Consider the following 13,407-nt stretch of genomic DNA (forward strand, 5'->3'; position numbering starts at 1 on the left):
CAACACTCGCCGCCTTGCTTTGATTCCCGCCAAGCCCGCCAACAGAGTGCGGGCCCAAGCTGGCATCTTGTCCCACCTGGAGAAACCATGCGCGCCCCGTCCAAATTTTTGAGTCTGCTTCCCCTGGCTTGCCTGGCGCTGGCGGCCCGGGCCCAGACCACGGTCGAGGCGTTCACGCCCACCGGCACGGTCAAGGAGATACGCCAGGTGACGGCGCGCTTTTCGGCCCCGATGGTGGCCTTCGGCGACGCCCGCCTGGCCGAGCCGTTCAGCATCGATTGCGCCGAAGCGGGCAGCGGGCGCTGGCTCGACGCCCGCATCTGGAGCTTCGATTTCGCGCGCGACCTGCCGCCCGGCGTGCGCTGCAGCTTCACCCTCAAGCCCGAGCTGCGCGACCTGGCCGCCCAGCCGCTGGCCGGCACGGCGCGCTTCGCCTTCGATACGGGCGGCCCGGGCGTGCGCGAGAGCGCGCCGTACAAGGGCGACACGGTCGACGAGCAGCAGGTGTTCATCCTCGGGCTGGACGCCCCGGCGCGTCCGGCCAGCATCGCCGCCAAGGCCTGGTGCACGGTGGAAGGCATCAACGAACGCATCGGCGTGCGCGTGCTGGCCGGGGCCGAACGCGAGCAGGTGCTGGCCGCGCGCAAGGGCTTCGTCGAGCGCTACCTCAAGGACTACGTCAGGCGCGGCGGCGCCCAGCCCAGGGGCAAGGACGACTTGCCGCTGGCGCTGGTGCAGTGCAAGCGCATGCTGCCGCCCGGCGCCGCCGTGTCGCTGGTGTGGGGCGCCGGCATCGAAGGCCCGGGGGGCGTGGCCTCCGCCGCCGACCAGTCGCTGGCGTTCGTTACCAGGGCCGATTTCAGCGCCCGCTTCAGCTGCGACTTCCTGACCGCGGGCGGTCCCTGCGTGCCGCTGCTGCCGCTGCGCCTGTCCTTCAACGAGCCGGTGACGCGCGCCGAGGCCGAAAAAATCACCCTCACCGACGCCGCCGGCAAGCGCTATGCGCCTTACTGGGACAGCAACAGCGCGCGCGCCGCCCCGGTGAACAATCTGTCCTTCCACGGTCCCTTCCCCGAAAAGAGCATCCTCACGCTGGCGCTGCCGCCCGGGCTGAAGAACGACGATGGCCGCGCGCTGGTCAACCAGCACGAGTTCCCGATGACGATCAGGATGGATGTGCTGCCGCCGCTGATCAAGTTCCCGGCCAAATTCGGCATCATCGAAGCGCGCACCGAGCGCCTGCTGCCGGTCACGGTGCGCAATGTGGAAACCAGGCTGTCGGGCAAGCTGCGCGGGGCCGGCGCCATGCTGCGCGTGGCGGTCCAGGGCGAGCGCCAGGATCTTGACGTCATGGCCTGGCTCAAGCGCCTGGGCAACGGCTACAACGACAACCACACCAAGTCCGTGTTCGCCGGCCTGAAAAGCGGCAAGCCGGAAGCGTTTACGCTGCCCGCGCCGGCCTCCGGCCGTCCGTTCGAAGTGATCGGCGTTCCGCTGCCCAAGGCCGGCTTCTACGTGGTCGAATTCGACAGCCCCAAACTGGGCGTGGCCCTGTTCGACAAAAAGGAAAGGGCCTACGTCAGCGCCGGCGCCCTGGTGACCAACATGGCGGCCCACTTCAAGCACGGCGCCGATTCCTCGCTGGTGTGGGTCACCTCGCTCGACAAGGGCCGTCCGGTGCCGAAGGCGGCGGTGGCGGTGCGCGACTGCGCCGGCAAGCTGCTGTGGCAGGGCGTGACGGACGGCGCCGGCGTGGCCCGCATCGACCAGCCGCTGGCGCGCGGCGACTGCCGCGAGGGGCCCGGCAGCATGTTCGTCAGCGCCCGCAGCGGCGGCGACTACACCTTCACCTTGTCGGACTGGGACAACGGCATCGAATCGTGGCGCTTCAACCTGCCGTTCATCCCGGACGCGAGCACCAGCATCGTCGCCACCGTGTTCGACCGCACCTTGCTGCGCGTCGGCGAAACGGCGCACATGAAGCACTTCCTGCGCCGCAGCGGCAGCCGCGGCATCGAGTTCGACAGCGCCAGCGTCGAGGCCAGGGCCACCAGCATGACCATCACGCACCAGGGCAGCGCCACCGCGTACGAACTGCCGCTGCGCTGGAACGCCAGCGGCACGGCCGCCAACGAGTGGGTCATTCCGCAAGGCGCCAAGCTCGGTGTCTACACCGTCAGGATCGGGGCCCAGGAAGCCGGCAGCTTCCGCGTCGAGCAGTTCCGCGTGCCGACCATGAAGGCGCTGCTGAACGGCCCGTCCGCGCCGCTGGTCGGCGCCAGCGCGTTCGACCTGGACCTGCAGGTCGGCTACCTGGCCGGCGGCGTGGCCGCCAGGGCGCCGGTCAAGCTGCGCACCCTGACCGAAGAAAAACTGCTGTCCTTCCCCGGTTACGAGCACTACGCCCTGGGCGCGGGCGATGTGCGCGAAGGCGTGCAGAAGGAAGCGCCCTTCGACCACGACGACGACAGCGACAGCGACGGCGCCGCCCCCGCCGCCACCGACGTGCGCACCCGCGCGCTGGTGCTCGACAAGGCCGGCGGCGCGCGCGTGCGCATCGACGATCTGCCGCTAGGGGACGTCGCGCGCAACCTGGTGGCCGAGCTGTCGTACCAGGACGCCAACGGCGAAACCCTGTCCACCTCGACCCGCATCGCCCTGTGGCCCGCGGCGTACGTGGTCGGCATCAAGGCCGAGGACTCGGTCTCCGCCCGCGACAAGAGCAGCTTCGAGGTGGTGGTGCTGGGCGTCGGCGGCAAGCCGGCGGCGGACGTGGCGGTCGATGTCGACCTGTTCAAGCGCACCAGCTACACCCACCGGCGGCGCCTGATCGGCGGCTTTTACGCCTACGAAAACAGCAGCGAGATCACGCGCGTGGGGCCGGCCTGCCAGGGCCGCACCGACGCCAAGGGCTTGCTGCGCTGCGAACTGGGCACCCAGGCGAACGGCAACCTGATCCTGCGCGCGCGCGCGCGCGATGCCGGGCAGCGCGTGGCCGTCACCCAGCGCGACATGTGGGTGGCCGGCGCCGCCGAGATGTGGTTCCAGACCGGCGACAACGACCGCATCGACCTGCTGCCCTCGGACAAGCGCTACGAGCCGGGCCAGGACGCCACCTTCCAGGTGCGCAGCCCGTTCCGCGACGCCAGCGCGCTGATCACGGTCGAACGCGAAGGCATCCTCGAGACCTACGTGCGCACGCTTGACGGCAAGGAGCCGACCTTCACCATCCCCATGCTGGGCAAATACGCGCCCAACGCCTATGTGTCGGCGCTGGTGGTGCGCGGGCGCGTGGCCGGGGTGCAGCCGACCGCCATGGTCGACCTGGGCAAACCTTCCTACAAACTGGGCATCGCGCCGGTGCAGGTGGGCTGGAGCGCGCACGAACTGAAGGTCAGGGTCGGCACCGACAAACAGGATTACAAGGTGCGCGAGAACGCCAGCGTGACCGTGAAAGTCACGCGCGCCGACGGCTCGCCCGCGCCGCTTGGGACCGAAGTGGCGCTGGCGGCGGTCGATGCGGGCCTGCTGGAACTGATGCCGAACCGTAGCTGGCGCCTGCTCAACGCCATGATGCAGGAACGCGCGCTGCAAGTGCAAACGGCGACCGCGCAGATGCAGGTGATCGGCAAGCGCCACTTCGGGCGCAAGGCCGCGCCGCACGGTGGCGGCGGCGGCCAGGGCAGCCGCGAACTGTTCGACACGCTGCTGTACTGGAATCCGCGCATCGTGCTCGACGCCAAAGGCGAAGCGCGCGTGCCGGTCGCGCTCAACGACACCCTGACCTCGTTCCGCATCGTGGCCGTGGCCAGCGGCGGCAGCGCCATGTTCGGCACCGGCGAGACCGAGATCCGCAGCAGCCAGGACCTGATCGTGCTGCCGGGCCTGCCCGCGCTGGTGCGCGAAGGCGACCGCCTGCGCGCCGGCTTCACCTTGCGCAACACCACCGATGCCGCACTGACGGTCGATCTTGGCGCCAGTGTGGCGGCCGACGGCGGCGCCGCCAAGGTGCTGGCGCGCCAGGGCCTGACCCTGGCGCCCGGCGCGGCCCAGGAAGCCGGCTGGGACTACCAGGTGCCGGCCGGCGCAAGCGCGCTGGCGTGGACCATCGACGCCCGCGGCGGCGGCGCCACCGACAAGCTGCGCATCGGCCAGAAGGTGCTGCCGGCGGTCCCGGTGCGCACGTTTCAGTCGACCCTGGTGCGCATCGAGCAGCCGCAGACGATCAAAGTGCAGGCCCCGGCCGGCGCCCTGGCGGGGCAGGGCGGGGTGCGCGCCACGTTTGTCGCCAGTCTTGGCGCCAGCCTGCCGGGCGTGCGCGATTACATGACGGCCTACAAGTACGGCGGCGTCGAGCAGGAGGCCTCGCGCGCCGTGGCCCTGCGCGACGCGGCCCTGTGGAACAAGCTGGCGGCCTCCCTGCCGGCGCAGGTCGACGCCGATGGCCTGGTCAAGTACTACCCGACCCAGCTCCAGGGCAGCGACAGCCTGACCGCCTATCTGCTGTCGGTCAGCGCCGAAGCCGGCCTGCCGCTCGCGCCCGCGCTCAAGGAGCGCATGGAGCAGGGCCTGCGCCAGTTCGTCGAAGGCAAAGTCACGCGTCCGGCGCGCGTGGCCCGGGTCGACACGGCCGTGCGCAAGATCGCCGCGCTGGAAGCGCTGTCGCGCACGCGCCCGGTGGCGCCGGAGCTGCTCGAATCGTTCACGATCGAGCCGAACCTGTGGCCCACATCGGCGGTCATCGACTGGTACCTGATCCTCCAGCGCAGCGCCGCGCTGGCGCAGCGCGACGCCCAACTAGCGCAAGTGCGGCAGGTGCTGCGCGCGCGCCTGAACCTGCAGGGCGCGGGCCTGGCCTTTTCGACAGAAGCCAACGACAACTGGTGGTGGCTCATGGCTTCGCCCGACAGTAACGCCAACCGCCTGCTGCTGGCCGTGATCGACGATGCGTCCTGGCAGGCCGACATGGGGCGCCTGGCGCGCGGCACCCTGGCACGCCAGCAAAAAGGGCGCTGGGGCTCGACCCTGGCCAACGCCTGGGGCGTGCTGGCGCTGGACAAATTCTCGCGCAAGTTCGAGCGCGAGGCGGTCACCGGCAGCAGCAGCGCGGGCCTGGGCAACACGGTCAAGGAGGCGAACTGGAATGCGCGCGGCGTCTCCGTGGTCAACCATCCGTGGGGCGCCGGCCAGCAAGAGCTGGTCCTGTCGCACAACGGCAGCGGCAAGCCGTGGGCCATCGTGCAAAGCCTGGCGGCGGTCGAACTCAAGGCGCCGCTGGCGAACGGCTACAAGATCGTCAAGACCATCACGCCGCTCGAACAGAAGGTCAAGGGCGCCTGGTCGCGCGGCGATACCTACCGCGTGCGGCTCGACCTGGAAGCGCAAACCGACATGAGCTGGGTCGCGCTGGACGACCCGATTCCGGCCAGCGCCACGCTGCTCGGCAACGGCCTGGGGCGCGACGCCATCACCGTGCCCGGCGCCGAACGCCAGGCCGGCGGCCTGCAACCGGTGTACGAGGAACGCAGCTTCGAAGCCTTCCGTGCCTACTACGACTTCGTCCCGAAGGGCAAATGGAGCATCGACTACACCGTGCGCCTGAATAACCAGGGCCGCTTCAACCTGCCGCCGACCCGCGTCGAAGCGCTGTACAGTCCCGAGCTGTCGGGCGAACTGCCGAATGCGGCGCTGGAAGTGGGGCGCTGATGCGAGGCCTTGCCGCGCTGCTGGCCGTCGCTGTCGCCACCAGCGCCGCCGCCGTCCCCACGCCCGAGCAGGTCAGGGCGGCCTACCGCGCGTCGGACGCGCAGCTGCTCGACCGCCACGGCGTGCCGATCGATTCGCTGCGTATCGACATGGCGGTGCGGCGCTCCCAATGGGTGGGACTGGCCGACATTTCGCCGGCCATGCGCCTGGCGCTGGTGCACGCCGAAGACCGGCGCTTCATGCAGCACGACGGCGTGGATGTGGGCGCGCTCGGCAAGGCCGCCTGGGACAACCTGCTGCGCACCCGCGCGCGCGGCGCCTCGACCATCACCATGCAGCTGGCGGCGCTGGTCGACGAGCGCCTGCGCGCCGGCGCCGGTGGGCGCAGCTGGGGCCAGAAATGGGACCAGGCCAGCGCCGCGCGCGAACTCGAAACCGGCTGGAGCAAGGCCCAGATCATGGAAGCCTACCTCAACCTGGTGCCGTTTCGCGGCGAACTGCAAGGCATCGGCGCGGCCGCGCAGGGCCTGTTCGGCAAGGCGCCATCGGGATTGAACCAGGCCGAATCGGCGATCCTGGCCAGCCTGCTGCGCGCCCCCTCGGCGGCGCCGCGCGTGGTGGCGCAGCGCGCCTGCGCGCTGGCCAGGGAGATCAACCCGGCGGCCAAATGCGCCGGCATCGAATGGGACGTGGCGGCCGCATTCAGCCGTCCGTCCGCCAGCGCCGTGCAGACGCAGGCGCCGCAGGTGGCGCAGCGTTTGCTCAAAGGCGCGGCGCGCCAGGTGCGCAGCACGCTCGACGCCGGCATCCAGCGCGATGCCGCCGACACCTTGCGCGCCCACCTGGCCGCCCTGCGCGAGCGCAATGTCACGCAAGGCGCGCTGGTGGCGATCGATAACGAGAGCGGCGAGATCGTGGCCTACGTCGCCAACGGCGGCGCCAGCGAGGTCGATGGCGTGCTGGCGCTGCGCCAGGCCGGCTCCACCCTGAAACCGTTTCTGTACCAGCTGGCGATGGAGCGCGGCTGGATCACGGCGGCCTCGCCGCAGGACGATTCGCCGCTGGAAATCGCCACTGCCGCCGGTCCCTACGTGCCGCAGAACTACGACCGCCAGTTCAAGGGCTGGGTCAGCACCCGCACCAGCCTGGCCAGTTCGCTCAACGTGCCGGCCGTGCGCATGCTGCAGTTGACCGGCCTCGAACGCTTCCATGCGCGCCTGCGCGCGCTCGGCATGGCCAGCCTCTCGGAGCCGGCCGAATTTTACGGCTACTCGCTGGCGCTCGGCTCGGGCGACGTTTCGCTGCTGGAGCTGGCCAACGCCTACCGCACGCTCGCCAACGGCGGCCTGCATGGCGGCGTCACCTTGCAGCCGCGCACGGCGCAGGCCAAGACCCGCGTGCTCGATGCGAAGAGCGCCTTCATCGTCGGCGATATCTTGTCGGACCGGGCGGCGCGCAGCCTCACCTTCGGGCTGCGCAACGAACTGGCGACCGCATTCTGGAGCGCGGTCAAGACCGGCACCAGCAAGGACATGCGCGACAACTGGTGCGTCGGCTACTCCGAAAAATACACGGTGGCGGTCTGGGTCGGCAATTTCGACGGCAGTCCGATGTGGGATGTGTCGGGCGTGACGGGCGCCGCGCCCGTGTGGCGCGACGTGATGGAGCGCCTGCACCGCGCGCTGCCCAGCCGCGCCCCGGCCGTGCCGCCCGGGCTGGTGCAGCAAACGGTGAGCTACCAGCCGGCCCTGGAAGCGCCGCGCCGCGAATGGTTCGTGCGCGGCACCGAGAGCGCGCAGGTGACCCTGGCGGGCGCGGAGAAGCGCCGCGCGGCCATCCTGTATCCGGGCCAGGCCGGCGTGATCGCACTCGACCCGGATATTCCGGCCGGCCGCGAACGGGTGGTATTCCGCGCGCAGGGGGCGCAGGGCCTTGCGTGGCGCCTCGATGGGGTGGCGCTGGGCGCCGGCTCGGCCAGCCACGCCTGGCAGCCGGTCGCCGGCGAGCACGAACTGGCGCTGGTCGACGCCGACGACAAGGTGGTCGCGGCGACCCGCTTCAGCGTGCGCGGCGCGGCCGCTGCCATCCCGGCCGCGTCGGCGCAATGACCCGGCATGGCGGCAGCGGGCAGGATGGCGCCGTGGCGCGCACGGGCGGCCGCATCGGCCGCCTGCGTTACCTCGTGTACACCATGCTGCCGGGCGTGCTGCTGTTCCTGCTGATGGTGTTTCTGACGGGCCGGCACAGTCCCTTCGGCCTGATCGTGCACATTCTTTTGATGGAGACGCTGCCGCTCGTTGTCGCGCTCTGCTTCACCGCGATCGCGACGCTGATGACGGCCAGGCGCCTGCGCGATATCGGCGTGTCGCCGTGGTGCTCGCTGCTGATGCTGGTGCCGGCAGTCAATGGGCTGCTGGCTTGCTATTTGCTGTGCAAGAAGGGCGACCCCGCGCCCAACCGCTACGGACCAGCGCCACCCGGCAACACGATGGCGCTGGCCGCAGGTGCGTGGTGCCTGGCGCCCCTGGCCGGCGTTCCGCTGGTACTGCGCTCGCTCGGGGGATGACGGCGGCGGCTGTTGTTAATGCTCCAAAACAAGTATTCGGCCGGGTTTAGTTTGATATAATTGCAATTCTTAAACCTCGGCAACAAAAGTTCCTGCAGCACCGACGCGGGCACGAGCCAGCCGCACCGCACATGCCCATGACTACCCCAGCCAACCACGCCGCAGCGACCCTGCGCGACGCCATCCGCGAAGCCGCCGATGGCCTGATCAACCGCGACCATCTGGCCGAACTGATGATCCTCGGCGCCGTGGCGCAGGAACACCTGCTGGTCATCGGCCCGCCCGGCACCGCCAAGAGCGCCGTGGTGCGGCGCGTGGCGCAAAGCCTGGGCGGGCGCTATTTCGAGTACCTGCTGGGGCGCTTCACCGAGCCGTCCGAACTGTTCGGCGCGGTCAACCTGGGCAAGCTGCGCGAAGGGCTGGTCGAGACCGACGTCGGCGGCATGCTGCCGGAAGCCGACATCGCCTTTCTCGATGAAGTCTTCCTCGGCTCGACCGCGATCCTCAACACGCTGCTGGGCATCCTCAACGAGCGCCAGTTCCGCCGCGGCCACACGCATATCGCCTGCCCGCTGCGGCTGTGCGTGGCCGCGTCCAACGCGCTGCCCGACGACGACAGCCTGGCCGCTTTCGCCGACCGCTTTCTGCTGCACGTTTTCGTCGAGGCGGTGCCGGACGCGCGTCTGGAAGACCTGCTGGCCGGCGGCTGGGCGGTTGGCCAGCGCGCCATCACGCCGCGCGCCGACATGGCCACGCTCGACGCCCTGCACCGCGCGGTGCCGCTGGTGGACATGCAGGCCGTGCGCGCCGACCTGGCGCAGGCGGTGCGCAAATTGCGCGGCGCCCAGATCGTCCTGTCGGACCGGCGCATCGTCAAGGCCCAGCAACTGATCGCGGCGGCCGCCGTGCTGGCCGGGCGCACGGTCGCCACCCGCGCCGACCTGTGGCCGCTGGTGTACGTGGTGCCCAGCGCCGCCGGCCAGCAAAGCGCGCGCGAAACCCTGCGCGAGCTGTTGGCCGAAGCGCGCCATCCGCTCCTGCACGCGGTGGTGGAGACGGCCGTGCAGCAGCCGCTGGCGCGCATCGCGCGCCTGGCCGAAAGCGCCGACCAGCTGCTCGGCGCCGTTCGCGGCGAGGCCTTCCGAGGGGCCGCCTTTCGTGGCCCGGCGGAAGCGCTGCTGCGCGAAATCGACGCCAACTTCGGCAAGGATAGCCTGCCGCCGGAACTGTCGGCGCGCCGCGCGCAGCTGGTGGTGGCCGTGCAGGGCGCGTAATGAGCCCGCTGGGATGGATGGCGCGCCCCGCCGGCAGCGCGCCGGAAGCGCGCGGCCAGGTGTCGCAGGGCGGCGCGCTGCGCCAGGTACTGGCGCGCCTGGCGCGCTGCGACGACGAGGCGCTTGCCGCACTGACGGCGGTGGCCACGCGCGACATGCTGGTGCTGCTCGGGCGCGGCGCCGCGCTGCCGTGGGTCGACGGTGCGCGCTACTGCGCCGCGGACCCGCTCCAGCGCATGCTGTGGCTGCCCACCGACACGGCCCCGCAAGCGCCGCTCGACCTGGTGCTGGCCAACCTGGCCGGGCGTGGCGCGCACCTGCCCTTTTTGCTGTGGGACGCGCCCGAACAAGTGCTGCCTCTGGGCCAGCCGCTTGCGCTGGACCGGGCCAGGCTGGCCTGGCTGGCGCGCGAACTCGCGGCATGACGACCTTGCTTCCGGACCGCTGGGATCCCTGGCTGGACAGCCTGCCGCCGGGGCTGGCCGATCCGCTGCGCGCGATGATGGCGCAGCTGCAACCGCTGCTCGGCCTGCTGGCGCCGCTGGCGCCGGATGCCTGTCCGCGCATGCGCTGCGTGGCCATGTTCGACGCCGGTCCGGGCCAGCCGGACGCCGCGCGCGTGCTGCACATGGCGCTGTTCATCCTGCTGGCGCGGCGCGCGCGGGCGGCCCGGATGCACTTGCGCTGGGGCGTGCTGCAAGCGCCGGGCCGGTCGCGCTTCAGCGCCGACGAGCATGCGCTGGGCGCGCTGCTGACGGTGCGCGCGCCGCTGCCGGCCGGCCAGGCCGACCTCGATGGCTGGAACACGGACCAGGCCTCGCACGATGCGCCCGACGATTTCTGGCAGATCGGCGGCGCCGGCACGGCCGCGCTGGCGCGCATGACGGCGCGGGTGACCGTGGCCGTGGCGCCCGATGGCGCGTCGCTGCAGGTGACGCTGGCGCGGCAGGGCGGCGTGCACGCGCTGCGCCTGGCGCTGCCGCAGGCCGGCATCGTGCAACGCCTGGTGCGCCATCCGGTCGCGGCGCTGGCTGAAAACGGCCGTTTGCGCACCGGCTTGCGCGACGCGCCCACGCCCGAGCACGCGCCGCACTTCGGCTTGTCGGACACGAAAGTGCTGGCCTCCCGCTTCGATGGCGGCACGCTGGAGTTTTCCCTGCATCACGCGTTCGAGCCGCACGCCGGCATGCCGGTAAGGCGGCGCCTGCCGAAACGCGGCAGGCTGGCCGGCCAGCTGCTGTTCGGCGGCCGCGCCGGCCTGGGCCAGGTCGCGCTCAGTGGCGAGAGCATGATCTTCAACGGCTTTACCGGCGAGTTCACGAATAGCCGGCGCTGCCCGCTTCCTCCCCCCGCGCAGTTCCAGGCCCCCGGGCGTGGCGGCCGCCCGCTGCCGACCTTCTACCAGTTTCATGACCGGATGCAGTACGTCTTCATGCTCGATGGCGCCGGCCGCCTGCTTGAATGGTCCGCCGAGCGCGGCCAGCCCGAGATCGGCTTTCGGGTGGTGGCCAGCGGCGGCGCCAGCGTGGCCCAGGGTACCCAGGTGCTCGGCTACGCCAGCGTTGCCGGCGGCAAGACGACCATCCACGCCATCTCGCAACATGGAGACGCTGCGACGATCTGTTTTCCGTTTGCCGCCAGGCGCGTGCTGTTCGGCGAATTCATCGGCATGCCCAGCCTGGCGCGGCTCGCCGTGCAGGTCGGCGCGACGCAATGGCTGCTCGCGGCCGGCGCCGACATGCAGACGGTCGAGGTCGATGAGGGCGCCACAGTCATCGCACTGGTACGGGCATCGGCCAGCCATATGAACAAGCAGCCGGCGCTGCTGGTATTGAGCGCCGACCGCCAGAGCGCCAGCCTGTGCACGGCCACGCTGCGCCAGGTGGTGCTGGTCACCGGGCTGCCCATGGTGCATCTGGTGACCGACCAGCGCGCGCAGCTGCTGTGCTGGATGCTGGCCGGTACCCACGAGCTGTGCGTGCGCGCGCTGCATGGCGGTGGCTTGCTGCTGCACGTGATTCCCGACCAGGCCGCGCTGCCGGACGCGCGTCCCGCATGAAGCTGCCCGCGCAACTGGCGCCGTGGAGCGCCTGGCTGGCGCTGCTGCCGGATCACCTGGCCGCGCCGCTGGGCGAGATGCTGCTGCGCCTGCAGCCGCTGGTGGGGCGCATGGCGGGCCTGGCGCCCGGCCCGGACCGCACGCCGGTGGGGGTGGGCGGCATTTCCCGGCGCGGCCCCTACCATCGCCTGCTCCTGAGCGAGTGGGCGGTGCTGGACGCGGCGCCCGATGAATTCCTGCGCCGCGCCGCCGCCGGCGAACTGCTGTTCGGCGCGCCCGAGCCGCAAGTGCAGCGCCGCGCGCGCACCTGCGTGGCGCTGTTCGACGCCGGTCCGGCGCAACTGGGCGAGCCGCGCCTGGTGCACCTGGCGCTGTTCATCCTGCTGGCGCGCCGCGCGCATGACGAAGGCGCCAGCTTCGGCTGGGGCATCTTGCAAACGCCCGGCCCGCTGCATGCCGACTGCGGCCAGCAGGCGCTGTTCCGCTTGATGAGCGCGCGCACGCTGCTGCGCGCGGGCGCCGCCGCGCGCGACGGCTGGAACGGCCTGCTGGCCGGCATCGCGCCGCACGCCGAGCTCTGGCAGGTGGGCGCGCCCGAGGCCGTGGCGCTGCGGCGCGAAAGCGCGCGCGCCACGATCGGGCAGGCGCTGTCCGAGGATGGCCTGCAGGTCGGCATCACGCAGCAGGGCAGGGCGCGCCACATGCTGCTGGACCTGCCCGCGCCGGCCAGCGCGGTGCGCCTGTTGCGCTTTCCGGGCGGCGAGCCGGCCAAGCCGGCGCGCAACCGCATGGGCGGGCGCGATACGCCCTCGCTCAAGCATGCGCCGCGCTTTACCATTTACCAGGATCACGTGGTGACAGGGCGGCCCGATGGCGGGACGCTGAGTTTTTCTTACCTGGACGCGCACGCCGCCATTGCGCCGGCGCCGCGGCGCCAGCGCGCGCCGAAACGCGGCAGCGTGCTGGGCATCTGGCCGCTGAGCCACGGGGTGGCGGACGTGGCCGCGTGCGGCGAGACCCTGATCTTCCGCCATTTCGGCGGTGCGTTCGAACGCTGCGAATGCGCGCGCCCGCCGGCGCAGCAGTTCGCGGCGGCGCGCGGGCCGGGGCGCTGGCTGCCGACCTTCTTCCTGCACAAGGCCAGCTTCGACCAGGTCTTGATGATCGATAGCGCCGCGCGCCTGGTCGGCTGGAGCGCCAGGCGTGGCGCTACTGGCGCGACCAGCTTCGCACTGGTGGCCGGCGGCGTCGTCGGCGCGGTCCAGTGCCAGAACCGGCTGCTCTACGCCAGCGTGGCGGACGGCCACACCAGACTGTATCGTTACGAGTCCGCCGCGCCGGCGCCGGTCGACGACCTGGTGTTCGAGTGGCCGGTCTTGCGCGTGCTGTACGGCGAAGTGAGCAGCCTCGCTCCCGAGCACATGCTGGGCCTGCAAGTGAGCGGCACCGAATGGCTGCTGGTGCATGGCCGCGCCTCGCGCACCCTGGCGATCGGCGACGGCGCCACGGTGATCGGGGTGGCCCGCCTGGCGTCCGACAGTCCCGAGCTGGCGCTGCTGGTGATCAATCCCGACCGCTGCACGGTGGAGCTGCGCGGCGCGACGCAGCGGCGCACGATCCTGCATGCCCATTTTCCGATCGCGCACCTGACGCTGGACCCATCGAGCCAGATCATCAGCTGGCTGCTGAGCGGGAGTCACGAACTGTTCGTGCGCCGGCTGCACAGCGAGCTGGCGCTGCTGCACTACACGCCGCCGCTGCAAGTGTACCCATGAGCGCGCGCGTGCATGTCATTCCCGATA

7 protein-coding genes are annotated in these 13,407 nt (G+C 71.3%); all 7 read left to right on the forward strand.

Features of this window, described 5'->3' with window-relative positions; genetic code table 11:
- Positions 1-87 precede the first annotated feature (87 nt).
- Positions 88-5,706: an alpha-2-macroglobulin family protein gene (locus tag F2P45_RS09095; protein WP_166873137.1), complete on the forward strand. Its 5,619-nt coding sequence runs from the start codon at positions 88-90 to the stop codon at positions 5,704-5,706.
- A complete protein-coding gene (pbpC, locus tag F2P45_RS09100; protein ID WP_166873140.1) occupies positions 5,706-7,814 on the forward strand; it encodes a penicillin-binding protein 1C in 2,109 nt (702 codons plus the stop codon). Before F2P45_RS09095 ends, pbpC begins: the two co-directional genes overlap by 1 nt.
- Positions 7,811-8,272, forward strand: a complete 462-nt coding sequence (locus F2P45_RS09105; RefSeq protein WP_166873144.1) for a DUF805 domain-containing protein — start codon at positions 7,811-7,813, stop codon at positions 8,270-8,272. The genes pbpC and F2P45_RS09105 overlap by 4 nt, the downstream gene beginning before the upstream one ends.
- 137 nt (positions 8,273-8,409) lie before the next feature.
- Positions 8,410-9,546 (forward strand): AAA family ATPase, encoded by a 1,137-nt coding sequence (locus F2P45_RS09110; protein ID WP_166873146.1) that lies wholly within the window; start codon positions 8,410-8,412, stop codon positions 9,544-9,546.
- The gene (locus F2P45_RS09115) at positions 9,546-9,971 is read left to right on the forward strand and encodes a bpX5 domain-containing protein (RefSeq protein ID WP_166873149.1); all 426 of its coding nucleotides are present in this window, start codon (positions 9,546-9,548) and stop codon (positions 9,969-9,971) included. The genes F2P45_RS09110 and F2P45_RS09115 overlap by 1 nt, the downstream gene beginning before the upstream one ends.
- A complete protein-coding gene (locus F2P45_RS09120; RefSeq protein WP_166873152.1) occupies positions 9,968-11,605 on the forward strand; it encodes a hypothetical protein in 1,638 nt (545 codons plus the stop codon). Before F2P45_RS09115 ends, F2P45_RS09120 begins: the two co-directional genes overlap by 4 nt.
- The gene (locus F2P45_RS09125; protein WP_166873155.1) at positions 11,602-13,380 is read left to right on the forward strand and encodes a hypothetical protein; all 1,779 of its coding nucleotides are present in this window, start codon (positions 11,602-11,604) and stop codon (positions 13,378-13,380) included. Before F2P45_RS09120 ends, F2P45_RS09125 begins: the two co-directional genes overlap by 4 nt.
- Positions 13,381-13,407: the final 27 nt, after the last annotated feature.

This window comes from Massilia mucilaginosa (genome assembly GCF_011682145.1).
Lineage (GTDB): Bacteria > Pseudomonadota > Gammaproteobacteria > Burkholderiales > Burkholderiaceae_D > Telluria_A > Telluria_A mucilaginosa.

Coding starts and splice junctions, on each gene's coding strand:
- F2P45_RS09095 (WP_166873137.1), top strand. CDS start 88: ATGCGCGCCCCGTCCAAATTTTTGAGTCTGCTTCCCCTGGCTTGCCTG.
- pbpC (WP_166873140.1), top strand. CDS start 5,706: ATGCGAGGCCTTGCCGCGCTGCTGGCCGTCGCTGTCGCCACCAGCGCC.
- F2P45_RS09105 (WP_166873144.1), top strand. CDS start 7,811: ATGACCCGGCATGGCGGCAGCGGGCAGGATGGCGCCGTGGCGCGCACG.
- F2P45_RS09110 (WP_166873146.1), top strand. CDS start 8,410: ATGACTACCCCAGCCAACCACGCCGCAGCGACCCTGCGCGACGCCATC.
- F2P45_RS09115 (WP_166873149.1), top strand. CDS start 9,546: ATGAGCCCGCTGGGATGGATGGCGCGCCCCGCCGGCAGCGCGCCGGAA.
- F2P45_RS09120 (WP_166873152.1), top strand. CDS start 9,968: ATGACGACCTTGCTTCCGGACCGCTGGGATCCCTGGCTGGACAGCCTG.
- F2P45_RS09125 (WP_166873155.1), top strand. CDS start 11,602: ATGAAGCTGCCCGCGCAACTGGCGCCGTGGAGCGCCTGGCTGGCGCTG.